At 72.0% G+C, this 25637-nt stretch carries 26 protein-coding genes; 15 read left to right on the forward strand and 11 right to left on the reverse strand.

The annotated features are described in order from the left end of the window. Nucleotides 1-498: 498 nt before the first annotated feature. From pstS to pstB, 4 genes are all read left to right on the forward strand, one after another. Entirely contained in the window at nucleotides 499-1641 is a 1143-nt protein-coding gene (gene pstS, locus ACFWAR_RS27235; RefSeq protein WP_385782295.1) for a phosphate ABC transporter substrate-binding protein PstS, read from the forward strand. 161 nt (nucleotides 1642-1802) lie between these two features. Continuing rightward, nucleotides 1803-2792, forward strand: coding sequence for a phosphate ABC transporter permease subunit PstC (pstC, locus tag ACFWAR_RS27240; RefSeq protein ID WP_385782298.1), 990 nt, complete (start codon nucleotides 1803-1805; stop codon nucleotides 2790-2792). Further along, nucleotides 2792-3874 (forward strand): phosphate ABC transporter permease PstA, encoded by a 1083-nt coding sequence (gene pstA / locus ACFWAR_RS27245; RefSeq protein ID WP_385782301.1) that lies wholly within the window; start codon nucleotides 2792-2794, stop codon nucleotides 3872-3874. The genes pstC and pstA overlap by 1 nt, the downstream gene beginning before the upstream one ends. A 31-nt stretch (nucleotides 3875-3905) precedes the next feature. Beyond that, nucleotides 3906-4682, forward strand: coding sequence for a phosphate ABC transporter ATP-binding protein PstB (gene pstB / locus ACFWAR_RS27250; protein ID WP_385782304.1), 777 nt, complete (start codon nucleotides 3906-3908; stop codon nucleotides 4680-4682). A gap of 158 nt (nucleotides 4683-4840) precedes the next feature. Here pstB and ACFWAR_RS27255 read toward each other — a convergent pair whose 3' ends face one another. Both ACFWAR_RS27255 and ACFWAR_RS27260 read right to left on the reverse strand, forming a co-directional pair. After that, on the reverse strand, nucleotides 4841-5839 hold the full coding sequence (locus ACFWAR_RS27255) for an anion permease (protein WP_385782307.1): 999 nt from the start codon (nucleotides 5837-5839) through the stop codon (nucleotides 4841-4843). Nucleotides 5840-5844: 5 nt separating this feature from the next. Continuing rightward, nucleotides 5845-6465 (reverse strand): DUF47 family protein, encoded by a 621-nt coding sequence (locus tag ACFWAR_RS27260; RefSeq protein ID WP_330331691.1) that lies wholly within the window; start codon nucleotides 6463-6465, stop codon nucleotides 5845-5847. 203 nt (nucleotides 6466-6668) lie between these two features. Here ACFWAR_RS27260 and ACFWAR_RS27265 point away from each other — a divergent pair, with 203 nt between their 5' ends. Next, nucleotides 6669-7013, forward strand: coding sequence for a metal-sensitive transcriptional regulator (locus ACFWAR_RS27265; protein WP_385782310.1), 345 nt, complete (start codon nucleotides 6669-6671; stop codon nucleotides 7011-7013). Between the two features lie 20 nt (nucleotides 7014-7033). Here ACFWAR_RS27265 and ACFWAR_RS27270 read toward each other — a convergent pair whose 3' ends face one another. Continuing rightward, nucleotides 7034-7189 carry a hypothetical protein gene (locus ACFWAR_RS27270; protein WP_354384555.1) on the reverse strand — a complete coding sequence of 52 codons (156 nt, stop codon included), beginning with the start codon at nucleotides 7187-7189 and terminating at the stop codon, nucleotides 7034-7036. Between the two features lie 147 nt (nucleotides 7190-7336). After that, nucleotides 7337-8161 carry a hypothetical protein gene (locus ACFWAR_RS27275; RefSeq protein WP_385782312.1) on the reverse strand — a complete coding sequence of 275 codons (825 nt, stop codon included), beginning with the start codon at nucleotides 8159-8161 and terminating at the stop codon, nucleotides 7337-7339. Nucleotides 8162-8293: 132 nt separating this feature from the next. On the opposite strand from ACFWAR_RS27275, the gene ACFWAR_RS27280 reads away from it, so the two are divergent. After that, nucleotides 8294-8509, forward strand: a complete 216-nt coding sequence (locus ACFWAR_RS27280) for a hypothetical protein (RefSeq protein ID WP_385782315.1) — start codon at nucleotides 8294-8296, stop codon at nucleotides 8507-8509. Between the two features lie 128 nt (nucleotides 8510-8637). Next, complete coding sequence (locus tag ACFWAR_RS27285; protein WP_385782318.1) at nucleotides 8638-8913, forward strand: hypothetical protein; 276 nt, start codon at nucleotides 8638-8640, stop codon at nucleotides 8911-8913. Nucleotides 8914-9059: 146 nt separating this feature from the next. Here ACFWAR_RS27285 and ACFWAR_RS27290 read toward each other — a convergent pair whose 3' ends face one another. The 4 genes from ACFWAR_RS27290 to ACFWAR_RS27305 all read right to left on the reverse strand — a co-directional run bounded on the left by ACFWAR_RS27290 (nucleotide 9060) and on the right by ACFWAR_RS27305 (nucleotide 13722). After that, nucleotides 9060-9770, reverse strand: a complete 711-nt coding sequence (locus ACFWAR_RS27290; RefSeq protein ID WP_385782321.1) for a phosphatase PAP2 family protein — start codon at nucleotides 9768-9770, stop codon at nucleotides 9060-9062. Between the two features lie 228 nt (nucleotides 9771-9998). After that, nucleotides 9999-11012 carry an NlpC/P60 family protein gene (locus ACFWAR_RS27295; protein ID WP_385782365.1) on the reverse strand — a complete coding sequence of 338 codons (1014 nt, stop codon included), beginning with the start codon at nucleotides 11010-11012 and terminating at the stop codon, nucleotides 9999-10001. Nucleotides 11013-11097: 85 nt separating this feature from the next. After that, the gene (locus tag ACFWAR_RS27300; protein WP_385782324.1) at nucleotides 11098-12894 is read right to left on the reverse strand and encodes a protein kinase; all 1797 of its coding nucleotides are present in this window, start codon (nucleotides 12892-12894) and stop codon (nucleotides 11098-11100) included. A gap of 21 nt (nucleotides 12895-12915) precedes the next feature. Further along, complete coding sequence (locus tag ACFWAR_RS27305; RefSeq protein WP_385782327.1) at nucleotides 12916-13722, reverse strand: thioesterase family protein; 807 nt, start codon at nucleotides 13720-13722, stop codon at nucleotides 12916-12918. Between the two features lie 107 nt (nucleotides 13723-13829). On the opposite strand from ACFWAR_RS27305, the gene ACFWAR_RS27310 reads away from it, so the two are divergent. Then, nucleotides 13830-14684 (forward strand): pentapeptide repeat-containing protein, encoded by an 855-nt coding sequence (locus ACFWAR_RS27310; protein WP_385782330.1) that lies wholly within the window; start codon nucleotides 13830-13832, stop codon nucleotides 14682-14684. Between the two features lie 143 nt (nucleotides 14685-14827). Here ACFWAR_RS27310 and ACFWAR_RS27315 read toward each other — a convergent pair whose 3' ends face one another. Next, on the reverse strand, nucleotides 14828-15910 hold the full coding sequence (locus ACFWAR_RS27315) for an alpha/beta fold hydrolase (RefSeq protein ID WP_385782333.1): 1083 nt from the start codon (nucleotides 15908-15910) through the stop codon (nucleotides 14828-14830). 349 nt (nucleotides 15911-16259) lie between these two features. Between ACFWAR_RS27315 and ACFWAR_RS27320 the strand changes: the two genes are divergently transcribed. Then, nucleotides 16260-16571: a hypothetical protein gene (locus tag ACFWAR_RS27320; RefSeq protein WP_385782336.1), complete on the forward strand. Its 312-nt coding sequence runs from the start codon at nucleotides 16260-16262 to the stop codon at nucleotides 16569-16571. Between the two features lie 91 nt (nucleotides 16572-16662). Here the strand turns inward: ACFWAR_RS27320 and ACFWAR_RS27325 are convergent, their stop codons facing one another. Further along, nucleotides 16663-17295: a hypothetical protein gene (locus tag ACFWAR_RS27325; RefSeq protein WP_385782339.1), complete on the reverse strand. Its 633-nt coding sequence runs from the start codon at nucleotides 17293-17295 to the stop codon at nucleotides 16663-16665. Nucleotides 17296-17707: 412 nt separating this feature from the next. Between ACFWAR_RS27325 and ACFWAR_RS27330 the strand changes: the two genes are divergently transcribed. From ACFWAR_RS27330 to ACFWAR_RS27355, 6 genes are all read left to right on the forward strand, one after another. Continuing rightward, on the forward strand, nucleotides 17708-18016 hold the full coding sequence (locus tag ACFWAR_RS27330) for a hypothetical protein (protein ID WP_008742356.1): 309 nt from the start codon (nucleotides 17708-17710) through the stop codon (nucleotides 18014-18016). 97 nt (nucleotides 18017-18113) lie between these two features. Then, a complete protein-coding gene (locus ACFWAR_RS27335; protein WP_385782342.1) occupies nucleotides 18114-18953 on the forward strand; it encodes a hypothetical protein in 840 nt (279 codons plus the stop codon). Then, complete coding sequence (locus ACFWAR_RS27340) at nucleotides 18943-20292, forward strand: hypothetical protein (RefSeq protein WP_385782345.1); 1350 nt, start codon at nucleotides 18943-18945, stop codon at nucleotides 20290-20292. The genes ACFWAR_RS27335 and ACFWAR_RS27340 overlap by 11 nt, the downstream gene beginning before the upstream one ends. Next, nucleotides 20289-21851: an SCO6880 family protein gene (locus tag ACFWAR_RS27345; protein ID WP_385782349.1), complete on the forward strand. Its 1563-nt coding sequence runs from the start codon at nucleotides 20289-20291 to the stop codon at nucleotides 21849-21851. Before ACFWAR_RS27340 ends, ACFWAR_RS27345 begins: the two co-directional genes overlap by 4 nt. A gap of 19 nt (nucleotides 21852-21870) precedes the next feature. After that, nucleotides 21871-23295 carry an ATP-binding protein gene (locus tag ACFWAR_RS27350; protein ID WP_385782352.1) on the forward strand — a complete coding sequence of 475 codons (1425 nt, stop codon included), beginning with the start codon at nucleotides 21871-21873 and terminating at the stop codon, nucleotides 23293-23295. Between the two features lie 2 nt (nucleotides 23296-23297). Further along, on the forward strand, nucleotides 23298-24890 hold the full coding sequence (locus tag ACFWAR_RS27355) for a type VI secretion protein (RefSeq protein WP_385782355.1): 1593 nt from the start codon (nucleotides 23298-23300) through the stop codon (nucleotides 24888-24890). Between the two features lie 13 nt (nucleotides 24891-24903). Here ACFWAR_RS27355 and ACFWAR_RS27360 read toward each other — a convergent pair whose 3' ends face one another. Beyond that, nucleotides 24904-25467, reverse strand: coding sequence for a GNAT family N-acetyltransferase (locus ACFWAR_RS27360; RefSeq protein ID WP_385782358.1), 564 nt, complete (start codon nucleotides 25465-25467; stop codon nucleotides 24904-24906). Nucleotides 25468-25637 lie beyond the last annotated feature (170 nt).

Consider the following 25637-nt stretch of genomic DNA (forward strand, 5'->3'; position numbering starts at 1 on the left):
GTCTAACCCCCGCCCCACTCCGGCCCGCCACAACCAGCCCCGCCGGCGTTTGAGGCGCCCCCGGAGGGCCCACGGGCCGCAGCGCCCCACCGGACCGACGGACCACCGGACCCTGAGCCGAGCAACCTGGCCGGGCGCGGCCCTCAGCCAAGAGGCCCCGCGAGGGCGAATTCCGGCCACCCCCGAGCACAGGCCCGACAAGGGCCCCCGCACCCCCCACCACCCCACCCCCGCACACCGTCACGGCAGAATAACGGCAAGGTAACGGCCCGATACCCCCCGGCAACGCCACAGCCCCCCGCACCATGCCGTCCGCCACGGTTCACCGTCCGTTCACTCACCCCCGTCGGCCGCTTCACCTGATCTGCCTAATTTCGGAACCGCACGGTGCGAGCCGCACGCCACTCGGCACGGCCCCCCGCGCAACCGACGTAGTCCTCTTCGCACGCCGCCCCGATACAGAAAGCGGCCGGCGGCTTCTGGAAGGAACACCCGAAAGTGAAGCTTCAGCGCAACAACCGGCTTCGTGCCTCCGTGCTCGGTGCGCTCGTCGTGTCCGGTGCCCTGGTCCTCACGGCGTGCGGCTCGGACGACAACACCACCAAGGACAACGCCTCCGGCACCGCGAAGGCCTCCGCCCCCGCCGCCGGCGACGTGAAGTGCGACGGGGCCAAGGGCCAGCTGCTCGCCTCCGGCTCCTCCGCCCAGAAGAACGCGGTCGACCAGTGGGTCAAGAACTACATGGCCGCGTGCTCGGGCGTCGAGGTCAACTACAAGGCCAGCTCCTCCGGTGAGGGCGTCGTCTCCTTCAACAAGGGCACCGTCGGTTTCGCCGGCTCGGACTCGGCCCTCAAGCCCGAGCAGGTCGAGGACTCGAAGAAGATCTGCACCGGCGGCCAGGGCATCAACCTGCCGATGGTCGGCGGCCCGATCGCGATCGGCTTCAACGTCGCGGGCGTCGACAAGCTGACGCTGGACGCCCCCACCCTCGCCGCGATCTTCAACGACAAGATCAAGAAGTGGGACGACGAGGCGATCAAGAAGCTGAACCCCGGCGTCACCCTCCCCGGTACCGCCATCCAGGCCTTCCACCGGTCCGACGACTCGGGCACCACCGAGAACCTCACCAAGTACCTCAAGGCCACCGCGCCCGACGCCTGGACCTACGACGCCGCGAAGAAGTGGCCGGCGCCCGGTGGCCAGGCCGCCGGTAGCTCCGCCGACGTCGCCGCCCAGGTGAAGGCCGCCGACGGCGCCATCGGTTACTTCGAGCTCTCCTACGCCTCGTCGCAGAAGATCAAGACGGTCGACATCAACACCGGCGCCGGCACCCCGGTCGCGGCCACCGGCGAGAACGCCTCCAAGGCCATCGCCGCCGCCAAGGTCGTCGGCACCGGCTCCGACCTCGCGCTGAAGCTGGACTACGCCACCAAGACCGAGGGTGCCTACCCGATCGTCCTGGTGACCTACGAGGTCGTCTGCGACAAGGGCAACAAGGCCGAGACCCTCTCCACCGTGAAGTCCTTCCTGAACTACACCGCGTCCGACGCGGGCCAGAAGGCGCTCTCCGAGATCGGCTACGCCCCGATCCCGGCCGAGATCAACGCCAAGGTCCGCGCCGTCATCGCGACCCTCTCCTGACCCTGACCCCCGGGACCACCGGGCCGCTCCCCCCGCCCCCAGACTCCGTCTGGGGGGACCCCCGGGGGAGCGGCCCGGCCCCGGGGACCCTCCCCTTCCACCCAGGGGAATCCGGTGCACCGCCGCCAGGGGGCCCGCCCCCCACACAGACCGGAAAGACCATGGCTTCCACCACACCCACCCAGATAGACACGGCTCCGCCGGTCTCCAAGAGCGGAAGGTCCACCGGCCGCGCCGGTGACAAGATCTTCTCGGGGCTCTCCCAGGGCTCCGGCATCCTGCTCCTGGTGATCATGGCGTCGATCGCCGTCTTCCTCAGCTACCGCGCCTCGATCGCCCTCTCGGACAACCAGGGGAACTTCCTCACCACGTTCGACTGGGACCCGTCGGCCAAGCCCCCCGTCTTCGGCATAGCCGTCCTGCTCTTCGGCACCGTCGTCAGCTCGATCATCGCGATGGCCATCGCGGTTCCGATCGCCGTCGGCATCGCCCTCTTCATCTCGCACTACGCGCCGCGCAAGCTGGCCGGTCCGCTCGCCTACGTGGTCGACCTGCTGGCCGCCGTGCCGTCGATCATCTACGGCGTCTGGGGCGCGCTCGTGCTGGTCCCCTACCTCGGCGGGCTGAACCTCTGGCTCGACGAGTACTTCGGCTGGACCTACCTCTTCGACAAGACCCAGGTCGGTGTCGCCCGCTCGATCTTCACCGTCGGCATCCTGCTCGCGATCATGATCCTGCCGATCGTGACCAGCGTCAGCCGCGAGGTCTTCCTCCAGGTCCCGCGCATGAACGAGGAGGCCGCCCTGGCCCTCGGCGCGACGCGCTGGGAAGTCATCCGGCTCTCGGTCCTGCCCTTCGGCCGCTCCGGCGTCATCTCCGCCTCGATGCTGGGCCTCGGCCGCGCGCTCGGCGAGACGATGGCCGTGGCGACCGTGCTCTCCCCGAGCTTCCTGATCTCCGGCCACCTGCTGGACCCGGGCGGCGGCACCTTCGCCCAGAACATCGCCGCGAAGTTCGGCGAGGCCAGCGAATTCGGCCGGGACGCGCTGATCGCCTCCGGCCTGGTGCTCTTCGTACTGACCCTGCTGGTCAACGGCACGGCGCGGCTGATCATCGCCCGCCGCAAGGACTTCTCGGGGGCGAACGCCTGATGAGCCACGTACTCCAGGACCAGCGGCCCGCCCGGGCCCGCAAGTCCGTCGCCCCGACCAGCCTCACCCGCGGTGGTCTCCCCCGCTGGGCCCCGGCCGCCATCGCGGTCCTCTCGATCGCCCTCGGCTGCGGCATCGGCGCCGTCTTCGGCCTGAGCAGCAAGACCCAGTGGGGCCTGATCGCCGCCCTGCTGTTCGTCGTCATCACGTACACGGCCAGCGCGGTCATCGAGAACCGCCGCCAGGCCAAGGACCGGGTCGCGACCTCCGTCGTCTGGGTCTGCTTCCTGCTCGCGGTCGTCCCGCTGGTCTCCCTGCTGTGGACCACGATCGCCCGCGGCATCAAGACCCTCGACCCGTACTTCCTGAACCACTCGATGAAGGGCGTGACCAGCTTCGAGCAGGGCGGCGGCGTCTACCACGCGCTGCTCGGCACCATCGAGCAGGTCGGCCTGGCCACCGCGATCTCGGCCCCCATCGGCCTGCTGACCGCCGTCTACCTGGTCGAGTACGGCCGGGGCAAGCTCGCCAAGGTCGTGACCTTCTTCGTCGACGTCATGACGGGCATCCCGTCCATCGTCGCGGGCCTGTTCATCCTGACGACCTGGATCCTGATGCTCGGCTTCGGCCCCTCGGGCTTCGCCGGTTCGCTGGCCCTGTCGATCCTGATGATGCCGGTCGTGGTCCGCTCCACCGAAGAGATGCTCAAGCTCGTCCCGAACGAGCTGCGCGAGGCCGCCCTGGCCCTCGGCGTGCCGAAGTGGCGCATGATCCTCAAGGTGGTCCTCCCGACCGCCATCGGCGGCATCTCCACCGGTGTCATGCTGGCCATCGCCCGCATCGCCGGTGAGACCGCCCCGATCATGCTGCTGGTCTTCGGTTCGCAGCTGATCAACGGCAACCCCTTCGAAGGCGCTCAGTCCTCGCTCCCGCTGTACATCTGGGAGCAGTACCGGGTCGGCAGTGACGCCTCCTACGACCGGGCCTGGGCCGCTGCCCTCGTCCTGATCGCCTTCGTCATGATCCTCAATCTGGTGGCCCGCGGCATCGCCCGCTGGAAGGCCCCGAAGACCGGTCGCTGACGCGACCCCCTGAAAGCGAAGTGACCCCCTCATGGCGAAGCGAATCGACGTCAGCGGACTGTCCGCCTTCTACGGCACCCACAAGGCCATCGACGACATCTCGATGACCGTGGAGCCCCGCTCCGTGACCGCCTTCATCGGCCCCTCCGGCTGCGGCAAGTCCACCTTCCTGCGCACCCTGAACCGCATGCACGAGGTCACCCCCGGTGGCCGCGTCGAGGGCAAGGTGCTGCTGGACGACGAGAACCTGTACGGCCCCGGCGTCGACCCGGTCGCGGTCCGCCGCACGGTCGGCATGGTCTTCCAGCGCCCGAACCCCTTCCCCACCATGTCGATCTTCGACAACGTGGCGGCGGGCCTGCGGCTGAACGGCAGCTTCAAGAAGTCCGAGCTGGCCGACATCGTCGAGAAGTCCCTCCAGGGCGCCAACCTCTGGAACGAGGTCAAGGACCGCCTGAACAAGCCCGGCTCCGGCCTCTCCGGCGGCCAGCAGCAGCGTCTGTGCATCGCCCGCGCCATCGCGGTCGAGCCCCAGGTCCTGCTGATGGACGAGCCCTGCTCGGCCCTCGACCCGATCTCCACCCTCGCCATCGAGGACCTGGTCGGCGAGCTGAAGGAGCGCTTCACGATCGTCATCGTGACGCACAACATGCAGCAGGCGGCCCGCGTCTCGGACCGCACCGCGTTCTTCAACCTCTCGGCGGTCGGCCAGCCCGGCAAGCTCGTCGAGATCGACGACACGGACCGGATCTTCTCCAACCCGTCCGTCCAGGCCACCGAGGACTACATCTCGGGCCGCTTCGGATAGGCCCCGCGAGGGGCGGGCCCGCCCGGGCCCCCACACACGTCCTGCGGTGCTGCATGGCGGTGCCACCGCAAGGCGAAAGGGCCGGCTCCCCCTGGGTGGGGGGAGCCGGCCCATCTGTCTTTCCGCCCGTCCGCGCCCCGCGGGGGCGGACGGCTGCCTCAGCCGAAGGCCAGGTGGACGACCCAGAAGCTCAGCGCCGCGACGAGCGCCGCGGCCGGCATCGTGATGAACCAGCCGAGGATGATGTTCTTGGCGACGCCCCAGCGGACCGCGTTCACCCGCTTGGTGGCGCCCACGCCCATGATCGCCGAGGTGATCACGTGGGTGGTGGAGATCGGCGCGTGGAAGAGGAACGCCGAGCCGAACATGATCGAGGCACCGGTGGTCTCCGCCGCGAAGCCCTGCGGCGGGTCCAGCTCGATGATCTTGCGGCCGAGCGTGCGCATGATGCGCCAGCCGCCCGCGTAGGTGCCCAGCGACAGCATCACGGCGCACGCGATCTTGACCCAGATCGGGATCGCGTCGCCCGCGGCCTGCACGTCGGCGATGACCAGGGCCATCATCACGATGCCCATGGTCTTCTGCGCGTCCTGCAGACCGTGACCGAGCGCCATGCCCGCCGCCGAGACGGTCTGGGCGATGCGGAAGCCGCGCTTGGCCTTGTGCGGGTTGGCCCGGCGGAACATCCACAGGATCGCGACCATCACCAGGTAACCGACGACGAGGCCGACCACCGGGGAGACGAACATCGGGATGACGACCTTGTCGACGACCCCGCTCCAGATGACCTGGGTGCCACCGGCCAGCGCCGCGCCCACCATGCCGCCGAACAGGGCGTGCGAGGAGGAGGACGGCAGCCCGAAGTACCAGGTCACCAGGTTCCACACGATCGCGCCGACCAGCGCGGAGAACAGGATCCACATGCCCCGGTTGCCGTGGGGCGTCTCGATCAGGCCCTCACTGACCGTCTTGGCCACCCCGCTGCCCAGGAAGGCACCGGCGAGGTTCATCACCGCGGCCATCGCCAGGGCGGCCCGCGGCGTCAGCGCCCGCGTCGAGACCGAGGTCGCGATCGCGTTCGCCGAGTCGTGGAAGCCGTTGGTGTAGGTGAAGCCGAGCGCGACACCGATGGTCACGATCAGCGCAAAGGTGTCCACGAGGTTCAGGACTCCTTGACCGCGATGGTCTCCACCGTGTTCGCGACGTGCTCGAACGCGTCGGCGGCCTCTTCAAGCACGTCGACGATCTGCTTGAGCTTGAGCACCTCCATGGCGTCGTACTTGCCGTTGAAGAGGTGGGCGAGCAGCTTGCGGTGGATCTGGTCGGCCTGGTTCTCCAGCCGGTTGACCTCGATCCAGTACTCGGTGAGGTTCTCCATCGTCCGCAGGTGGGGCATGGCCTCGGCGGTCAGCTCGGCCGCCCGCGCCAGGACCTCGATCTGCTGCTCGACGCCCTTGGGGAGCTCCTCCACCTGGTAGAGGACGACCAGGTCGACCGCCTCTTCCATGAAGTCCATGATGTCGTCGAGGCAGGACGCCAGGTTGTAGATGTCCTCGCGGTCGAACGGCGTGATGAAGGAGGAATTCAGCTGGTGGAAGATCGCGTGCGTCGCGTCGTCCCCCGCGTGTTCCGCCGCCCGCATCCGTTCCGCGATCTCGGCCCGGGCGGACGAATCCGCTCCGAGCAGTTCCATCAGGAGCTTCGAGCCCGTGACGATGTTGTCCGCGGACGCGGCGAACATGTCGTAGAAGCTCGTCTCCCTGGGGGTCAGACGAAATCGCACGTGAGGTCCTCGGGGTGCATTGGATTCGGTCAGGCTGATGCTAGGCGCATCCTCCAGCCACGGCTAACCGGCAGTTCCCCAGTGTCCTCCATCAGGCAGAGTGAGCGGGTACGGACCCCGGCCCCCGCGCGCGGCGGCCGGTACCCTATACCCATGAGGGGTATGCGCCAGCCATACCCACGGGACGCACCACGGGAGGACGCATGACGACCACCGAAGCAGCGGCGGCCGGCCCCGCGCAGGGCGACGGCCCCGGCGCCCCCGCCGTGCACGGCTACCACCACCAGAAGGACGAGCACCTCAAGCGCCTGCGCCGGATCGAGGGCCAGATCCGCGGCCTGCAACGGCTCGTCGACGAGGACGTCTACTGCATCGACATACTCACCCAGGTCTCGGCCAGCACGAAGGCGCTCCAGTCCTTCGCGCTGCAACTGCTCGAAGAGCACCTGCGCCACTGCGTCGCCGACGCGGCGCTCAAGGGCGGCACCGAGATCGACGCGAAGGTCGAGGAAGCGACGAAGGCCATCGCCCGCCTGCTGCGGACCTGACACCGCACGCCCCCGGGGGACTAGGGGCAACAGATCGCGCCGAGCACCTCGTCGATCCGGTCCTGGCTCAGCCGCTCCTCGGCGGCGGCCGAAGCCGCGATGATCAGCTCGCCGCACAGCTCGATCTCGGCGAGAGCCACGTGGTCCTGCACCGTCATACCGCCTGCGGGAGTCACGCGTGTCACCTCTTCCTGCCGCCATCGGGCATCGGATCGCTGCGCTCCCAGCCTAGGGAGCACGACTCGCTGCGCGCATGACACGGATGGACCATTTCCGGATACCGGGTCGTGGCCCGATCGCACCGCCCCGCGCCACCGCACCGCCTAGTCGGCGATCTTCCCCGCGAAAATGTCCCCGCTTGCGGGGAGAACGACCGTCACCGGCGTGCCGAAGCCGTAGAGCAGCGTGGTCGAGGAGACATCGATCACGCCATTGTTGACGTAGCTGAAGCGGTGCCGGACCTTCCGCAGCCGCCCCTCGTGGTCCAGGTACGCGTCGAAGGGAACGGCGTCATTGCTGAACCCTTTCGCCGCCGCCTCCAGTGCCGCCCGCACGTCCGGCGACGCGCTCTTCGCGGCCCGCCCGATGTCGGTGGTGCCCGTGTAGTGCCGCACCTTCGTCCCCGACAGGTCGATCTCGCCGACGTACCTCACCCCCTCGGCCCCGCGCAGCAGCTCGGCGGCGGTGATCGGATCGGTGGCCCCGCCGGTGACGAGGTTCCCGTCCGCGAGGGTCGTCGTGTCCACCCGGACCCACTTGTCGGCGGGCACGCCCGCACCCCGGTTCTTCATGAACAGGGCGCCGGGGGTGAGCAGCTCGGTGATCGGACGGTGCCCCGGCTTCCCGGTCACGTCGGCCGGGAGCATCACCAGGAGCTGGCCCATCCGCTTCTTGAAATCGACCCCGCCCTCGCCCCGGATGGTGACCCGGGTGCCGCCGGTGGCCATCTCCATCGCCGTACGGGCCTGGGCACTGCCGCTGCGGGTCAGCCCGTCCGCGGCGCCGCGCACGGCCGCCGTCGGATCGCCGGGTGGTCGCGCGTCGGCGCCCGAGGGGGCCCCGTCCGGACCGCCGCACCCGCCGATCGTCACCATGGCCGCGACGGCCACGGCCGCCGCCCCCCGCCGCCTGTGCTGGTGCACCACCATCGCCTGCCAACCCCCAACGCATGAACGCTGCTTGCCCGAGGCCCCCACCCGCTCCGGTTAACGAGGCCCGGGGTTCGCCGTCACGGTCCGGGGCACTCCCGCACCCGCACCCGAGCCGGGTACCGTGGTGACGTGGACCCGCACCCCTTCGCGCCCTCCGCTCCTCCGCTTCCGGCCGTACCCCGCACGCGCGGCTGCGCGGGGCCGACACCGCCGGGCGCGCACACCATCACCACCTCGGAACGCGGCTCGTTCTGCCTGGCCGTCTGCAGCTGCGGCTGGCGCGGTCCGGCCCGCCGTTCCCGGGACCTGGCCCGCAAGGACGCGAGCGGCCACCTGGCGGGGTAGGCCGCCCGGCTGCGCTCCGCCCGGCCCGGCCGCCGCCGGCGCGTCGCCCGTTCGGACGGCCCCGCTGGCCGATCCGCCCGCGACCGGATGCCCTGGAGGGGAACCCCCCTCTCCAGAGCGGAGCGCCCGTGCGCGGAAGACGACCGGTACGACGACCACGCGGCCGTACGACCGCCCGCGCCGCGGCCCTCGCGGGGGCCCTGCTGCTCGCGCTGGCCCCGGCTCCGGCCTGGGCGAAGCCCGTCGGTACGGCCGACGGGCCGGGCGACGTGGCCCTGGCCATCGGGGTCACCTCCGCGGCGGCCGCGGCCACCGGCCTCTGGCTGCGCGCGCGCCACCGCCGCGGGGACACCGACGCCGAGGGGCACCAGGGCCACCGGGGACGCGAGGGCGGCGGCCCGTGACCCGGTCCCGCCCGCGCCCCCGACCCGCCGCGGTCCGCCTCTGCTTCGCCGGGGCGGCGCTGTGCCTGCTCTCGGCGCTCCTGCTCACGCTCTGGAACGCGTACGCCACGGGCTGAGCGCCCGGGCGCGCGCCGACCGTCCCGGGCTCAGGCGGCCAGGTCGTTCTCGCGGGGGTGGCCCCCCGGCGGCGTCTGGGCGTGCGGGAGGTCCAGCGGCCGGGGCACGCCGTGCCCCTTGGCCCGGACGATCCACCCCGTGCGCGCCGACCCGGCCACCGCGCGCACCACCGGGGCGAGCAGCGCCATCGCGAGGGGCGCGAGCAGCAGGACCACCGCCGTGCCGAGCGCGAGGCCCCCGATGACGTCGGTGGGGTAGTGGACGCCCATGTACACGCGGCACAGGCCCTGGACCAGGGCGAGCCCGATGCCGATCAGCCCGAGCCTGCGGTTGGCGATGAAGATGCCGACGGCGAGCGCCATCGTGAGGGTGGCGTGGTCGCTGACGAAGGAGAAGTCGCCGCCCTTGCCGGACACCAGCACCTCCAGCCCCTCGTGCTGGCGGAACGGCCGCGGCCGGGCGACGAACTCGCGCAGCGGCACGTTCACGAGCAGCGCGATCCCGGCGGCGAGCGGCGCCCACACCAGCGCGGTGAAGGCCTCGATCGCGGCCGGCCCGTCCTGCTTGCGGGCCCCGCGCCAGCACCAGAGCACGAGCAGCACCATGGCGAGCGGAAGCCCGTACTCGCCGACGAGCGCGATGGTCCGGTCCACGGCCGCCGGGGCGTGCCGGGCCAGGCCGTTGATGTCGTACAGCAGGCTGACGTCCACGTTCGGCCCACCGGTCGTGAGTCCAGCCATGGCGATGCGGCCCCTTGCCTCGGTTCCCCTGAGGACGCACCCCTGTGTGCGCCCCTTCGACCCCGGTGATCGACCACCGTGTCCATGGAACGCCCGTTCTGGCAGCTACGTTCCACTCTCCACCGAATGATCACTCCAACGTTATCCAAGAGAGACACGTCGTCGCAGCTCAGGGCCTGGACTTAACGGAGAGTCAGCGGGGCGGCGGACGGGCGCCGCCGCCCCCGCTTACGAGCCCTTCGGGCCCGCGCCCGCGTCCCGCACCGGCGAGGCCTCGGCGCCGTCCTTGGTGACCCGGGTGGCCCCGAAGTAGTCCGGACTGTCGATCTTGTCGAAGCGGATCACGGCCCCGGTGTAGGGCGCGTTGATCATGTACCCGCCGCCCACGTACAGCCCGACGTGGTGGATCTCCCGCGAGTTCGCCAGGTCGTTGGAGAAGAAGACCAGGTCACCGGGGAGCAGTTCGTCGCGCGAGGGGTGCGGACCGGCGTTGTACTGGTCGTTCGCCACCCGCGGCAGGTCGATCCCCACCGTCTTGTACGCCGCCACCGTCAGCCCCGAGCAGTCGAACCGCCCGTCCTGGTCGGGCGTCCCGTTGCCGCCCCACAGGTACGGCGTCCCCAGCTGCTTCTGCGCGAAGTAGATGGCCCCGGCGGCCTGTTGCGAGGGCGCCACCCGCCCGACGGGCTTCGCGAAGCTCAGCGCCAGGGTCGTGATCGTCTTCACGTACCCCTGCGTCTCCTTGTACGGCGGCACGCCCTGGTACTTGATGACCGCGTAGGCCCCCGCGTTGTAGGCGGCGAGCATGTTCGACGCGGCGTCGCCCGGCACCCCCGCGACGTCCTTGGACAGCTCGCAGTCGTAGGAAGCCGCGGACGGGATCGCGTCGTTGGGGTCCCAGATGTCCCGGTCCCCGTCCCCGTCACCGTCGACCCCGTGCCCCTCCCAGGTCCCCGGGATGAACTGCGCGATGCCCCGCGCGTCCGCCGGGCTCACCGCCCGCGGGTTCCAGCCGCTCTCCGAGTACAGCTGGGCCGCCAGCAGCGGCGGACTGATCGCCGCGCACAGGTTGCCCCACTTCTGCACCAGCGCCTGGTACTTCGCCGGCACGGCCCCCTGCGCGAGGCCGACCCCGCGCCCGCCACCGCCGAGACCACCGAGCCCCGCGGCCGCGGAGTACGTCCCCACGACGAGCAGCATGACGAAGGTCAGGCACACCCCGACCCCGATCCCGCCCACCATCCAGAATCTGCGCACCCGTCAACCCTCCCCCATGCCCGTCCCCTCAAGGGGGGATTTCCCTCTGTTTCCCCCGTGTCGCGGGCCGTTACCCCACCCGGAACCCCGAACAGGCGATACGCGCGTACTTCTTGGGGTCATCCTCGACGTGGTAGAAGACCACCGTCCAGTCCCCCCGGTCGGACGCCAGCTCCGGCGAACCGGTTCCCTTGCCGTCCACGTAGCTGCGGAACTGCGCCGGATAGCTCAGGCTGAGGTACTCGCCGGAGTCCCAGTTCGCGTAGATGTCGACGGGCACGCTGGTGTAGCCGAGGCTCCCGGACGCCAGCGACGACGGCGGTTTGACGGCCACCGAGACGTAGAACGGCGCCGGGCGCGGCCCCCGGTCCGCGCCGCCCGCGCCCTTGGGCCGCATCTTCACCGTCATCGTCCTGCCGGGCACGCCGTTGGTGGACGAGGAGACGGTGGAACTCTCCATCCCCGCACCGGGCGCGTCGTCCTCGCCCACCAGCTCGTTGCACAGCCCGCTGCCGTACTTCGCCATCGCCGGATCCGGGTCCACCGCCCAGCGCTCGCGCGAGGTCCGGCTCTGCTCGATGTGGTCGGCGGGCGGCCCGGCGCCCTTCTTCTTCGTGTCCTTCGCGTCCTTCGCGTCCTTCGCGTCCTTCCCGCCGGAGGGCTGCGCACCGGTGCTCGGACCCGCGGAGGCCGATCCGCCGGACGCACCGCCGCCGTCTCCCCCGTCGCCCCCGTTCAGGGGCAGTTGCCAGTAGCCCACCGACCCCGCCACGGCCAACGCCAGCACGGCCCCCACCCAGGCCCCGGCCCGCCGCCCGCGCCTGCCGGACGCGGGGGCGACGTGCTCCGTGGTGCCCCCGGCCGGCTCCCGGGGCGGGCCCTGCTCCCGGGGCGCCCCACCAGGCTCCCCGGGCACGCCACGCGGCCCGGACACGTCCTCGGGGCGGGGCCGGTCCTCGGGGTCCGGGAGCACCCGGGTGGCGTCGGGGGCCGGTGCGGTCGGCGCCGCCGGGACCGCCTCGCGCAGGGCCGCCAGCTCCGCGTACACCGGGTCGTCCACCACCGCACGCGCCACCGCGCACCGCCGGATCACCTCCGCCGGTGACGGCCGCGCCGCCGGGTCCTTCGCCACGCACGCCTCGATCAGGGCCGCGAGCCCCGGCTCCACGCCGACCGCGTCCACCGGCTCGTGCACCGTCCGGTACCAGACGCTCGCCGCCTCCCCGGAACCGAACGGCGGCCGCCCTGTCGCCGCGTACGCCAGCGTCGCCCCCAGCGCGAACACGTCCGCCGCGGCCTCGCCCGCCGCACCCAGCAACACCTCGGGCGCCGTGAACCCCGGCGTCCCCGGCGCCTGGCCCTCCTGCGTCAGCATCGTCACCCCGACCCCGCGCGCGATGCCGAAGTCGATCAACTGGGGCCCCTGCGCCCCCAGGATCACGTTCTGCGGCTTCACGTCCCGGTGCGTCACCCCCTGCTCGTGCACGCCCGCCAGCCCCTCCGCCAGCGCCGCCCCCAGCGCCCGGCAGGTGTCCGCGGGCAGCGCGCCCCGCCCCCGCACCGCGTGCGCGAGCGTGGGCCCGGCGACGTACTCGGTGGCCAGCCAGTACGGGGCCCGGTCCAGCGAGGCATCGATCAGCCGCGCGGTGTAGGCGGAACGCACCTCCCGCACGGTGCTCGCCTCGCGCCGGAAGCGCGCCAAGGCCTGCGGGTGCCCGAGTATCTCCTCCCGGACCACCTTGACGGCGACCAGGCGCCCCCCGGGCGACCGCCCGAGGTACACCTGCCCCATCCCCCCGGCCCCCAGTCGGGCCACCAGCACGTGCACCCCGATCCGCGTCGGATCGGTCTCCCTCAGCGCGTCCATGCGCGAGAGCCTGTCACAGGCTCAGCGCGGCGCGACGTACAGGCTCTGCGCACTGCGCCCGATGGGCCCGTCCTCGTCGTGCAGGCGCGCGTCGGCGAGGCCGATCCCCGCCGGATCCACGCTGGTTCGGGCCTCCACGCAGGCCCACTCGCCCACCGGATGGCGGTGCAGGTGGACCGTCAGGTCCCCGTTGATGAAGACGTACTTGGCGAAGTCCAGCACCGCGCTGATGCCGTTGCCGGAGTCGGCCGCGACCAACACCCGGTCCAGCGGGCGGATCTCCTCCCCCGCGATCAACGGGACCCGCATCCGCATCCAGCAGGTGGCCGGTCCCGGCTCGACGAACGCGCCCTCGGTGAACCGGCTCTCCATCGCCGTGTGGTAGCCCGTGGACCACGGCACCGGGAAGAACGGCGTGCGCCCCACCGCGGTGGGCGGCGGCACCGCCGGACCCGCCAGCACGGCCGGCACCGAGTCCTCGGCCGTACGGATCCGCAGCGCCCGGGCGAACATCACCGGCGCCGCCCCGGCGGGCGCGAGCGCCGCCTCGATCACCTCGGTGCCGCGCCCGGCCCGCAGGACCGAGGTGGTGATCTCCAGCGGCCCGATCGGCACCGGCCGCAGGATCTCGTAGGTGATGCGCGCGACCCGCATGTCCTCCCGGGCCCCCGGGCGCTCCTCGACCGCCCGCCCGAGCAGCGCGGCGGGCGGACCGGCGTGCTGCGAGCCCCGGTCCCACGGCCCGCGCGTGTACGCGGAGGCCAGGAACCGCCCGGTGTCGACCCGCTCGTAGAACCCCTCGACCGTCACGTCGTCAGCGTCGTCCATGGCGCGCACGCTACCGAGAGGTAATCGGGGGCACCAGACCCCGCCGCCGGACCCCGCCGCCGGACGCCCCGGCCGGGCCGAAGGCGTCGGCGGGGGACAATGGAGCCGTGTCCAGCTCCCGCCCCGCCCCCGCCCCCGCTCCCGGCCCCCGGCCCGGCCCGGCCCTGCCCGTGCTCCAGGCCGACTGCGCGAACTGCTTCGCCCTCTGCTGCGTGGCCCTGCCCTTCGCCCGGTCCACCGACTTCGCCGTGGACAAGCCCGCCGGCACGCCCTGCGGCAACCTCGAGCAGGACTTCCGCTGCGGCATCCACACCCGGCTGCGCGACAAGGGCTTCCAGGGCTGCACCGTCTTCGACTGCTTCGGCGCGGGCCAGCAGGTCTCCCAGGTCACCTTCGAGGGCCGCGACTGGCGCGCCCACCCCGGCACCTCCCGCCGGATGTTCGAGGTGTTCCCGGTGATGCGCCAGCTCCACGAGCTGCTCTTCTACCTCGCCGAATCCCTCACCCTCCCGGCCGCCCGCCCGATCCACGGCGAGCTGCGGCGCGCCCTCGCCGCGACCGAGGAGCTGACCCGCGCCGACGCCGAGACCCTGGCCGCCGTCGACGTCGGCGCCCGCCGCGCGGCCGTCAACACCCTGCTGCTCAAGACCAGCGACCTGGTACGGGCCACCGTCCCCGGCCGCAAGAAGAACCACCGCGGCGCGGACCTGATGGGCGCCCGCCTGTCCGGCGCGAACCTGCGGGGCGCCACCCTGCGCGGCGCCTACCTGATCGCCGCCGACCTCAGCCGGGCCGACCTGCGCACCGCCGACCTGATCGGCGCGGACCTGCGGGACGCCGACCTGAGCGGGGCCGACCTCACCGGCAGCATCTTCCTCACCCAGGCCCAGCTCAACGCGGCCCGCGGCGACGCCGCCACCCGCATCCCGCCCAGCCTGACCCGCCCCTCCCACTGGTCCTGACCCCCACCACGGCCCGCAGGCCCCGGTCCCGCACCCGCGGTCCCGCACCCACTCCCCCGGTCCCGCTCCCCGCGGCCCGGCCCGCACCCCCGTGCCGGGCCGGACCCCGGGCAACGGGACCGGAAGCCGCGCGCCGCACGCCCTCAGAGCCGGGCGAGGAACTCCGCCACCGCCGCGGTGAACCCCTTCGGGTCATCGGTGTGCACCCCGTGCCCGGCGGGCAGCTCCACCAGCCGCACCCCCGTCCGCCGGGCCGCCAACTCCCGCGCGTGCCCCGCCGACAGCACCGTGCTGCGCTCCCCCCGGACGAGCAGCGTCGGCTGCCGCACGGCCGCCCAGTCCGCCCAGTGGTCCCCCCGCACCGAGTCCTCCAGGAAGCCCGCCGCGCTCCCCAGCCCCGCCAGCAGCTCCTCCCGGCCGTCCGCCCGGCGCGGCCACCCGAGCACGAAGGACAGGTCGTCGTCCACGACCGCCCCGACGTCCTCGACCACCACCGCCCGCACCAGCTCGGGCCGCCGCGCGGCCAGTTGGTAGGCGTTGACCCCGCCCAGCGAATGCCCCAGGACCACCGCCGGGCCCAGCATCAGGTGCTCCAGCACGGCCGCCGCGTCCGCCACGTACCCCTCCCGCGAGTACTCCGGCGCCCGGTCCGAATCCCCGTGCCCGCGCTGGTCCAGCGCGACGACCCGCCACCGCGGCGCCAGCTCCCGGGCCAGGTCCGCGAAGGTCCGCCCCTCCATGAAGTGCGCGTGCAGCGCGAGCAGCGGCTCCCCCGGACCCCCGAAGTCCGTGTACCGCAGCGCGCGCCCGGCCACCTCCAGCACCCCCGGCAGCGGCCCGAGCACGTCCCCGACCCGCTCGCGCAGCAGCTGGTACTGCGCCCAGCGGCGCGGCCGACGGTCCGTGGGCCGCCGTACGACCCGCCCCGGGGTCACCGTCTCGCCGCGCCGGAACTGCTCCCGGGTCAGGTCGACGCGTATGCCCCCGGCCAGCCGGTTCCAGCAGTGGTAGCCCTCCTGGCGGCCGTCGTGGAAGACCTCACCCACCATCAGGTCGCCGCCGACGAGGTCCTGGACGACCAGCGCGGTGATGTCGCAGTGCCCCCAGGCCGGGTTGTCGGCCGTCCAGGGAATCCGCGTGATGTCGGAGGGGCAGGCCAGGTCGGCCGACCAACCGGCCCGCACGGCCGCCTCGAGGTCCGCGAGGGTCCAGGGTGTCGTCGTCATGCCCCCAGGCTGCCGCACCCCACTGACAACGGCCGGGGTGCACGGAGGCGTTGGCCACCCGATCCACGGCCGGGGCCGCAGGCGGCTTCACCCGTTCGCCACACCCGAGAGCTCCCGCCCGACCCCCCGACGGATTTCTTCGTACCGGCTCCCGCGCCCGCCCGCACCGCCCTCGCAAGGCCCCCGCACCCCTCGTCCGCACCCGACCGGCGCACACCGCACACACGTGCGCCTTTCGCGCAACCACGCACCCCCGCACGGCCGTGACTGTCGGCTATCCCCACCCCTACGTTGAGCCACGCAACCGGAAGCTGATCCTCAGCTACCCGCTCAACGGAGGTCCCCGATCATGCGACGCCTGTCCACCACCCTCGGCACCCTCGCGGCCGCCGCCACCCTCGTCCTCTCCCTCGGCGGCTCGGCCCACGCCCAGGTCCAGGCACAGGCGCACGAGGGAGAAGGCCCCGTGGTCATCAACGGCCAGGCCCTCCTGGGCTACCACGGCTGCCTGCGCCACAGCGGCATCGCGCGGATCGAGAACCACTCCGACAACCCGGTCGTCATCACCCGCGGCCCGTTCTGCCACCTCGGCTACCCGGTCGGCGTCATCCCGCCCGGCCACTACGCCCTCGTCCCGCCGGCGTCCAGCATCCTCGTCTGACCCGCCGACCCCCGGCCCGCACACCGCCGGCCCCGCGCACCGGCTCGTGCTTCCGGTCGCGGCGCCGACGACGGGCGGGCCCGCCCCGGGGTCAGGGCTTGACCAGCGCCGTCCAGCCGGACGGGCAGTTGAGCATCCCCATCGGCGTGTACGTGCAGGAGTTCTCGTACACGGCGCCCGTGGTCGTGAACACCTTCACGTACACGCTGTTCATGCCCTCGGCCGCGATGGACACGCTGCACGCGTTCCGCGGGTGCCCCGGGTTCTGCGGCCCCGTCAGGTCGCGCCAGTAGTAGGCCCCCACCGGCGGCGGCGTCATCCTGCGCACCCCGATGGACGTCCGGCCGTGCACCAGCGCCGCACTGAACTCCAGGTCGCTGTTGCCCCGCGTCGTGGCCAGGTCGGTGCACTGCCCGGGCGGACCCGCCGGCCCCCGGTCACCCTTCGGCCCCCGGTCCCCCTTGGGACCCTTGGGCCCCACCGGACCCCGCGGCCCCGGACAGTCGCTCCGCTGCTTCGCGCCGGGCGCGGCCTTCGCACCCTTCGCCTTCTTCATGTCGTCGTCCATCCGGACCTTGCCCTGGCACTTGGCGCCCGTCGCGGGAGCGGCCCACTGCGCGGCGGCCGACGCGGGACCCGAGATCCCGGCGAAGGCGAGCGCCAGCGGCATGACCAGCCCACCGGCCCACCCCAAGCGCCGTCCCGCCCTTGATGCAGAACCCATCCCTTTTGCTCCTTGGGTCGTCTCTCATCGTGGAACGTTTCGCGCTCCGGCCGGAAGCAGGTGGAGCATGACCCATGGGCCGACAGGGGGATGGTCCGACATTCCGTCAGTCGGCCGATATGTACGCGGGTTGGACCAACGACACGCGGCCCCGATCCGCCGAACGGCGGCCACCCGGGCAGACCCGCACCCCGCCTCGCGTACGCCGAGACGACAATCATTGCCCGGGGTCACCCCCCGTGATACACAGAGTGACCAGGTCAGCGGACGTGGGCGGGGCCCGGACCGGGAGATCAGGCAAAGAGAGCCGTCAAGTCGACATACGACGGCGATTTCATCAGCGAAGATAGGACGTGACCCCTGCCATCGGGCAAGGGCGACCGGAACTACCCATACAGGGGCGGTGAGTTACATGATCCTGGCAGCCGAAAAGGGCGACATCACCACCATCATCGGCGGAATCGCCCCGAACTGGGGCCCGTTCGGAAGTCTCGGCAATGAAGCGAAGGTCATGATCGAGGTGGTCATGGCCGTGGCGATCCTGCTCTGCCTGGGCATCGCGATCTGGGGAGCGGCCAAGCAGCGCATCGGCGCGACCGCCCTGCGCGACACCTTCAGCGCCGAACAGGGCAAGGGTCTGATCGTGGCCGGTCTGACGGGGGTGTTCATCATCGGCTCCCTCGGCACCCTGTTCACCATCGTCTACGGAATGGCCGTCTAGCCACGCCGCCGGCTCCCGACCCGATGAGGACCCAGCACACCGCGTCCACGCGGCCACCAGCGCTACCGTCGTACGACGCCGAGGGGGCGGACAGGGAATGAGCCACGACGACCAGTACGGCGGCACCGGCCCAGGCCACGGCGAGGTCGGCGGCACCGGCCAGACCCGCACGCGCCTCCCGGACTCCCCCTCGGACCCCTACCCGAGCCCCCGCCGCGGCCCCCGCCCCTCCCGCGGCCTGGTCACGGTCGTCGGCGTGGTCGTCCTCCTGATCGCCGCCATCGCGTTCGCGAACCAGAACCAGGACTCCCCCACCACCCCCCCGACCAGCAAATCCCCCACCAGCACCTCCACCGCAGCCACGGGCACGACCCCGGTGGACGGCAAGAACGGGACGATCCCCCGCGGCTTCGCACACAACGAACAGGGCGCCCAATCGGCCGCGGCGAACTTCGCGGTGGCGTTGAGCTCTGACGGGATGTTCGATCCGGAGCGCCGCAAGGCCATCGTCGAAGCGGTATACCCGCCTGACGTGGTGGGGGCCCGCCAGGGCGAGCTGGACCGGGTCTATTCGGGTCAGGACTTCCTCGCACGTATCGGTCTCGACGCCACGGGCAAGGCGCCCAAGGGACTGACGTTCGTCTCCCGTACCAGTCCGGTGGGCACCAAGGTCGAGAAGTTCGAAGGCGACACCGCGAGCGTGTCCGTCTGGTACTCCTCTCTCTTCGGCCTTGCGGGCGAGGGCTCCACCAACCCCGTATCGGAGAGCTGGTACACCAACACCTTCGAACTCAAGTGGGTCAACGGCGATTGGAAGGTCTCGACCTTCACGCAGAAGGACGGCCCCGCACCCGTGGGCCGTGACCAGAATGCCGCCACCGCGGACGAGATGGCCAAGGCCGTCTCGCAGTTCGGAGGGTTCACCTATGCGCGCTAACCGCCGCCTGCTGGCGACCACCTCCCTGCTCGCGGGCATCCAGACCACAGCGGTCCTGCTCTCCGCACGAGCGTTCGCCGCGCCCACGCCGACACCGACTCCCACGCCGACTCCCACGCCGACGCCGACGCCGACGCCGACGCCGAGCAACGACCCCTGCGACCTGATCCGCGGCCCCGCCAAAGAATTCTGCGAACGCGGCAACGGCAACACCGGCGGAGCCCCCCGCACAGGCCTCTCCCCCACCGACCCCGCAGACGCCCTGAACCCCCTCGCCTCCCTCTCCAAGGGCTGCGCCGACGCCGCCGCCTGGATCGTCGGCAAGCTCAGCGAGGCCGTCAACGGCACGGCGAAGGTCGACTTCACCAACCCCGCCTTCCTCAAGCAGTACGCCGTCGTCTTCGCCGCCTCCACCATCCTCACCCTCGTCCTGTGGCTCTTCGCCGTCGCCAAGCGAGCCATCCGCGGCGTCCCCTTCACCACCGCCATGTCCGAAGCCATCGGCTTCCTCTGGCTCACCGTCCTCGCCTCCGCCTTCACCCCCCTGATCCTCTACACCGTCGTGTCCGCCACCGACGGCGTCACCCAGGTCATCGCCTCCGCCACCGGCGGCCAGAGCGACGTCTTCTTCGGCTCCTTCTCCGAGGCCCTCAAGAAGGGCGACGACATCGGCGGCGGCCCGATCATGCTGATCGTCGTCGCCCTCGTCACCGTCCTCGCCGCGGGCGTCCTGTGGCTCGAGCTCGTCATCCGGGCCGCCCTCCTCTACGTCGGCGCCCTCCTCGGCGTCGTCGTCTACGCCGGGCTCGTCGACCGGAACCTGTGGGGCCACGTCCGCCGCTGGGCGGGCATCATGATCGCCGTCATCCTCGTGAAGCCGGTCATCGTCATCGTGCTCGGCCTCGCCGGCGCCCTCGCCGGCGAGAAGGGGCCGAATGCCTTCTCCGCCGTCGTCTCCGGCCTCGCCATCATCATTCTGGCGATCTTCGCCTCCGCGATGATCTACCGTTTCGTTCCCGGCTTCGGCGACGAGATCGCCTCCGCCCGCTCCAACCGCAGCAAGGCCACCGACGGCGCCCAGGCGGCCGCCGTCATCAGCTCCCCGGCCTCCCTCGTCTCCCAGGGCATCAAGACCCACAGCAGCCGCGGCTCCCACCGCGCGGGCGACGGCGGCGGGGGCGGACAATCCGCCCCCCGCCCCGCCAACCCGCTCTCCGGAGGCGTGGCCGCCCACAGCAGCCGCCCCTCCGGCGGATCCGGTGGCGGATCCGCCACCCCGGCGCCCCGCACGAGCACCGGCACGAGCAGCACGAAGAACACAGGAGGTGACGGGCGTTGACGACCCAGTCCCACCAGATCCACCCGGTCGCGCCCCGCCGCACGTATCTCATCGGCCGGGCCCGGCCGAACGCGATCGTCGGCAAGAACCGCGAGACCGGCGAGATCGCGCTGATCATCGCCGGTGCGTTCCTCGGCATGATGAGCGGACTGCTCGTCCCCGGCATCGCCCCGCGCATCGCCATGCTCGCGGGCTTCCCCGTGGTCGCCCTCGCCGCCGTGTACGTCCCGTACAAGGGCCGCACCTTCTACAAGTGGTTCGAGATCAACCGCAGCTTCAAGCGGACCCTGCGCCGCGGTACGACGTACCGCTCGGGCGCCATGGAAGCCGGCGTCCGCGGCGCCGACGGCCGCGAGGTCGAGGTCGGCCCGCCCCCCGGCATCGGCCGGATCAACTGGCTCGCCGCCCCCTTCGGCCCCGACGAGATCGCCGTGCTCCTGCACGCCGACCGCCGCACCGTCACCGCCGCCATCGAGATCGAGGGCCCCGGCGTCGGCCTGCGCGACAGCGAGGACCAGGAAGCCCTCGTCGACCGCTTCGGCACCCTGCTCAAGCACGTCGCCAACGGCGACGGCTTCGTCACCCGCCTCCAGATGCTCGCCCGCACCCTGCCCGCCGACCCCGACGCCCACGCCAAGGACGTCGCCCAGCGCGGTGACACCACCGCCCCCGGCTGGCTCCGCGACTCCTACGACCAGCTCCAGTCGATGGTGTCGACCTCCTCCGAGCAGCACCGCGCGTACCTCGTCGCCTGCATGCACTTCACCCGCGAACTCGCCGCCGAAGCGCACACCATCGCCCGCGCCTCGACCCCCCACAAGGGCCGCAAGCTCGACCGCGACGCGGGCCTCGCCATCGTCATGGCCCGCGAGCTCACCGACATCTGCGCCCGCCTCGCCGAAGCCGACATCCGCGTGCGCCAGCCCCTCGGCCAGGGCCGACTCGCCTCCCTCGTGCACTCCATGTACGACCCGGACCACCCCATCGACCACATCCAGGCCATGACCAAGCGCAACGCCTGGCCCGCCGAACTCGACGCGATGGAACCCACCTACCTCCAGGCCAAGACCCGCGAGTCCTCGACCCGCGCCCCCTGGTGCCACGCCACCGCGTGGGTGAAGGAGTGGCCGATGACCCCCGTCGGCGTCAACTTCCTCGCCCCCCTCCTCGTCCACACCCCGGACGTCATCCGCACCGTCGCCGTCACCATGGACCTCGAACCCACCGAGATCGCCATCGAACGGATGCTGACGGAGAAGACCAACGACGAGGCCGACGCCAGCCGCGCCGCCAAGATGAACCGCACGGTCGACCCGCGCGACATCGCCGCCCACGGCCGCCTCGACCAGCGCGGCGAGGACCTCGCCAGCGGCGCCGCCGGAGTCAACCTCGTCGGCTACATCACCGTGTCCTCCAGATCGCCCGAGGCCCTCGCCCGCGACAAGCGCACGATCCGCGCCTCCGCCGGCAAGTCGTACCTCAAGCTGGAGTGGTGCGACCGCGAGCACCACCGCGCCTTCGTGAACACACTGCCGTTCGCGACCGGCATCCGACGCTAGCCGGAGGGAAGAAGCCGCCATGCGAGATCCGCTGTCCGCGATGTCGGACGCCTTCACAAGCTTCCTCTTCGGAAAGGTCGAGACGACCCGACTCCCCGTACGCACCTCCACCGGCCAGGCCCAGGCCGTGTACCTGCCCACCGCCGCCCCCGGCCTCGGCGACTCCGGCGTCATCATCGGCCGCGAGGTCTACAGCGGCAAGGGCTACATCTACGACCCCTTCCAGCTGTACGGCCAACAGCTCCCGGCCCCCCACTGGCTGGTCCTCGGCGAATCCGGCAACGGCAAGTCCGCCCTGGAGAAGACCTACGTCCTGCGCCAGCTCCGCTTCCGCGACCGGCAGGTCGTCGTCCTCGACGCCCAGGGCGAGGACGGCGTCGGCGAGTGGAACCTGATCGCCCAGCAGCTCGGAATAATGCCCATCCGTCTCGACCCGGTGGCCGCCCTCGACGGCGGCATCCGGCTCAACCCGCTCGACCCCGCGATCACCACCACCGGCCAGCTCGCGCTGCTCCGGACGATCATCGAGGTCGCGATGGGCCACGGCCTGGACGAGCGCTCCGGCTTCGCGCTCAAGGTCGCACACGCCTACGTCAACGAGACGATCACGGACCGGCAGCCCGTACTGACGGACATCGTCGAGCAACTGCGCCACCCGGAACCCGAATCCGCCGAGGCCATGAACGTCGGGATAGACGACGTACGGGCCTGGGGCCTGGACGTCGCCCTCGTCCTGGACCGCCTCGTCGACGGTGACCTCCGCGGCATGTTCGACGGCCCGACCTCCGTCGGCATCGACCTCGACGCGCCCCTGATCGTCTTCGACCTCTCGCACATCGACCGCAACTCCATCGCCATGCCCATCCTCATGGCGATCGTCGGCGTATGGCTCGAACACACATGGATCCGCCCAGACCGGAAGAAACGCATCTTCCTGGTCGAAGAGGCATGGCACATCATCAACTCCCCCTTCGTCGCGCAGCTCTTCCAGCGCCTGCTGAAGTTCGGCCGCCGCCTCGGCCTGTCCTTCGTCGCCGTCGTCCACCACCTCTCGGACGTCGTCGACGGCGCGGCCGCGCGCGAAGCCGCCGCCATCCTCAAAATGGCCTCCACCCGCACCATCTACGCCCAGAAGGCCGACGAGGCCCGCGCCACCGGCCGCGTCCTCGGCCTCCCGCGCTGGGCCGTGGAGATCATCCCCACCCTCACCCCCGGCATCGCGGTCTGGGACGTCAACGGCAACGTCCAGGTGGTCAAACACCTGATCACCGAGTCCGAGCGCCCCCTCGTCTACACCGACCGCGCCATGACGGAATCCTCGGCAGCGCACCAGCTCCCCGACGAGCTGCTCGCGGCCGAACTCGAAGCGGAGGAACGAGCCCTGCTCATCGAACGGCACCGCAACGGCGGCCACGGCCCCGGCTCGGCGACCACGGTGGCCTGAGGATGGCCGACGCCCGCCGTACGGACGCACACGGACCCACCGGAGCACAGCGCGGCGGCATCCCCGACGGCCTGCTGCTCGCCCTGCTCGGCTTCCTCCTCGGCCTGGCCGTCCTGGTGTGGTCCGCCACCGGCCTCGCCGCCTGGTTCACCCGCGGCGCCTGGCCCGACACGGTCAGCTTCGGCAACACCCCCGAGGCGATCCGCGCCCTGATAGCGCAACCCCACGACGTCGCGGGCGCCTGGCCGGACACCGACCCGGCCGCCCTGTCGGGCTGGGGCCTGTTCTGGGGCACCTTCATCAGCCAGCTGCTCGTGCTCTTCGTCGCCACCGTCTTCGTGATCGGCGTCGTCGCCCGCACGAAGTCCCGGCGCGCCCTGGCCCGCCAGGCCCCCGCCCCCGAAACGGCCCCCGAAGCGGCACAGGCACCGACGCCGAAACCGGCACCGACCGCCCTCCCGCTCCAGAACGCCGCGCCGTACGAGCCCCCGCGCCCCGCGCCCCGACCGACCCCGGCACCCATCGCCCACGCCCCGGCCCAGGCACACGCCCCGGCCCGGGCGCCGGCCCCCACCGACGAGGCCTACCGCTACGGCTTCGGCTACCCCCCGGCCGCCGCCCCGCCACGGCCAGCGGCAGCCGGCACCCCGGTACCGGCCCCCGCGCCCACGACCGCACTGCGGTACGCCGCCCCGGCCGAGCGCCACCGCGCCGCGGCCGACCGCATCCGCGCGGCCGAGGGCGCCGCCCTCATCGTGACCTCGTCCCCCGCCCTCTGGGCCGAGACGAAGGACGCCCGCGCCAAACTCGGCCCGGTCCTCCTCTACGACCCCGCCCACCTCTGCGACACCCCGGCCCGCATGCACTGGAACCCGGCCGAGGGCTGCGCCGAGCGCGACACCGCGGCCGCCCGCGCCGCCGCCCTACTGGCGCCCGTACGCCCCCAGGCCCGCATCGACGCGGCCGTCGCCGACACGGCGGAAACGCTCCTGCGCAGCTGGCTGCACGCCCTGGCCCTCGACAGCAGACCCTTCAAGCAGCTCCACCGCTGGGCCCAGGGCACGGGCGCCCAGGAACCGGTCCGCATCCTGCGCACCCACCCCCACGCGGCGCCCGGCGCGGCGGGCGAGCTCGAAAGCGCCCTCACCGCCCACCCGGAACGCCGGGAACAGGCCCAGCACCTGACGGCCCGTGCCCTGATCTGCCTGTCCTCCGTCCACGTCCGCGAGTCCTGCAACCCGAACCGAACGGATTCGCTCACGCTGGCATCGTTCCTGACCGAAGGGGGCAGCCTGTACGTGGTGGGCGAGCCCCTGGAGGACCCGCGCACCCACCCGGGTGCGATGCCCCTGCTGACCGCACTCACCGCAAGCGTGGTCGAGCACGGCCGTCGCATGGCCGCACGGTCATCCCACGGTCGGCTCGACCCACCACTGTCGCTGGTCCTGGACGACATCGCCGCGGTCGCCCCGATCCCCCAGCTCCCCGCACTGCTGGCCGACGCCACGGGCCTCCCGGTCCTGGCCCTGTGCCGCAGCCGCGAACAGGCCCGCTCCCGCTGGCCCGAAGCCGACCTCCCGCTCGCCGCGCACTAGGGCAGCGGCCGGATCAGGGACGCGAGATCAGGTACTCCAACTCCATGGACCCCGAATCGCCGGCCAGCGGCACCAGGGTCCCGCTCGCCACGAACCCGAAGCGCCGGTAGAAGGCCCCGGCCCGCGCGTTGTCCTCGTGCACGAAGAGCCGTACGCGCTCCAGCGCGGGCTCCTCCAGCGCCCAGGCCCAGTCCAGCGCGGCCCGGAACAACTCCTCCGTGAGCCCGGTCCCGCGCTGCTCGGGCCGTACGAACACGCCCACGAGGTGCCCCTGCTCGACCGGGATCTCCTCACCGAAGAACCCCCGCGTCCCGGCCTGCTCGACGAGCACCGTCACGGAACCGACCCAGCGCCCGTCGGCCGCCTCGGCCACGAACTGCCGGGCACCGCGCCCCTGCGCACCTCGCTCGGTCCGCCCCTGCCAGAAGTCGTCCGGCTGCGCCACGGCCTGCTCGGCGGACTCCAGGAAGGCGATCGGCGCCACCGGGTCGGCGAGCGCGGCCAGCCGCAGCTCCTTGACCTTCTCCCACTCGTCGGCCTTGATCTCGCGTATCACGTACGGGGTGCTCTGGTTCATGCGCCAGATCCTAGACCGGCACCCCACCAGGAACTCCACCTATTTCTGCCCCGACGTCTTCCGCTCCAAAACTGGCCCGGAACGCAGAAAAGCCCCGCACCATAAGGTGCGGGGCTTTCCCACAATGATTGTTCGGCGGCGTCCTACTCTCCCACAGGGTCCCCCCTGCA

This window comes from Streptomyces sp. NPDC059917 (assembly GCF_042730635.1).
GTDB lineage: Bacteria > Actinomycetota > Actinomycetes > Streptomycetales > Streptomycetaceae > Streptomyces.

What these genes read in the sequence shown, in the direction of transcription:
- ACFWAR_RS27355 (WP_385782355.1), top strand. Translation starts at nt 23,298, where the DNA reads ATGGCCGACGCCCGCCGTACGGACGCACACGGACCCACCGGAGCACAG.
- ACFWAR_RS27335 (WP_385782342.1), top strand. Translation starts at nt 18,114, where the DNA reads ATGAGCCACGACGACCAGTACGGCGGCACCGGCCCAGGCCACGGCGAG.
- ACFWAR_RS27300 (WP_385782324.1), bottom strand. Translation starts at nt 12,894, where the DNA reads ATGGACGCGCTGAGGGAGACCGATCCGACGCGGATCGGGGTGCACGTG.
- ACFWAR_RS27315 (WP_385782333.1), bottom strand. Translation starts at nt 15,910, where the DNA reads ATGACGACGACACCCTGGACCCTCGCGGACCTCGAGGCGGCCGTGCGG.
- ACFWAR_RS27350 (WP_385782352.1), top strand. Translation starts at nt 21,871, where the DNA reads ATGCGAGATCCGCTGTCCGCGATGTCGGACGCCTTCACAAGCTTCCTC.
- ACFWAR_RS27295 (WP_385782365.1), bottom strand. Translation starts at nt 11,012, where the DNA reads ATGGTGGGCGGGATCGGGGTCGGGGTGTGCCTGACCTTCGTCATGCTG.
- ACFWAR_RS27325 (WP_385782339.1), bottom strand. Translation starts at nt 17,295, where the DNA reads ATGGGTTCTGCATCAAGGGCGGGACGGCGCTTGGGGTGGGCCGGTGGG.
- ACFWAR_RS27290 (WP_385782321.1), bottom strand. Translation starts at nt 9,770, where the DNA reads ATGGCTGGACTCACGACCGGTGGGCCGAACGTGGACGTCAGCCTGCTG.
- ACFWAR_RS27330 (WP_008742356.1), top strand. Translation starts at nt 17,708, where the DNA reads ATGATCCTGGCAGCCGAAAAGGGCGACATCACCACCATCATCGGCGGA.
- ACFWAR_RS27265 (WP_385782310.1), top strand. Translation starts at nt 6,669, where the DNA reads ATGACGACCACCGAAGCAGCGGCGGCCGGCCCCGCGCAGGGCGACGGC.
- pstA (WP_385782301.1), top strand. Translation starts at nt 2,792, where the DNA reads ATGAGCCACGTACTCCAGGACCAGCGGCCCGCCCGGGCCCGCAAGTCC.
- pstC (WP_385782298.1), top strand. Translation starts at nt 1,803, where the DNA reads ATGGCTTCCACCACACCCACCCAGATAGACACGGCTCCGCCGGTCTCC.
- ACFWAR_RS27275 (WP_385782312.1), bottom strand. Translation starts at nt 8,161, where the DNA reads ATGGTGGTGCACCAGCACAGGCGGCGGGGGGCGGCGGCCGTGGCCGTC.
- ACFWAR_RS27360 (WP_385782358.1), bottom strand. Translation starts at nt 25,467, where the DNA reads ATGAACCAGAGCACCCCGTACGTGATACGCGAGATCAAGGCCGACGAG.
- ACFWAR_RS27305 (WP_385782327.1), bottom strand. Translation starts at nt 13,722, where the DNA reads ATGGACGACGCTGACGACGTGACGGTCGAGGGGTTCTACGAGCGGGTC.
- ACFWAR_RS27320 (WP_385782336.1), top strand. Translation starts at nt 16,260, where the DNA reads ATGCGACGCCTGTCCACCACCCTCGGCACCCTCGCGGCCGCCGCCACC.
- pstB (WP_385782304.1), top strand. Translation starts at nt 3,906, where the DNA reads ATGGCGAAGCGAATCGACGTCAGCGGACTGTCCGCCTTCTACGGCACC.
- ACFWAR_RS27340 (WP_385782345.1), top strand. Translation starts at nt 18,943, where the DNA reads ATGCGCGCTAACCGCCGCCTGCTGGCGACCACCTCCCTGCTCGCGGGC.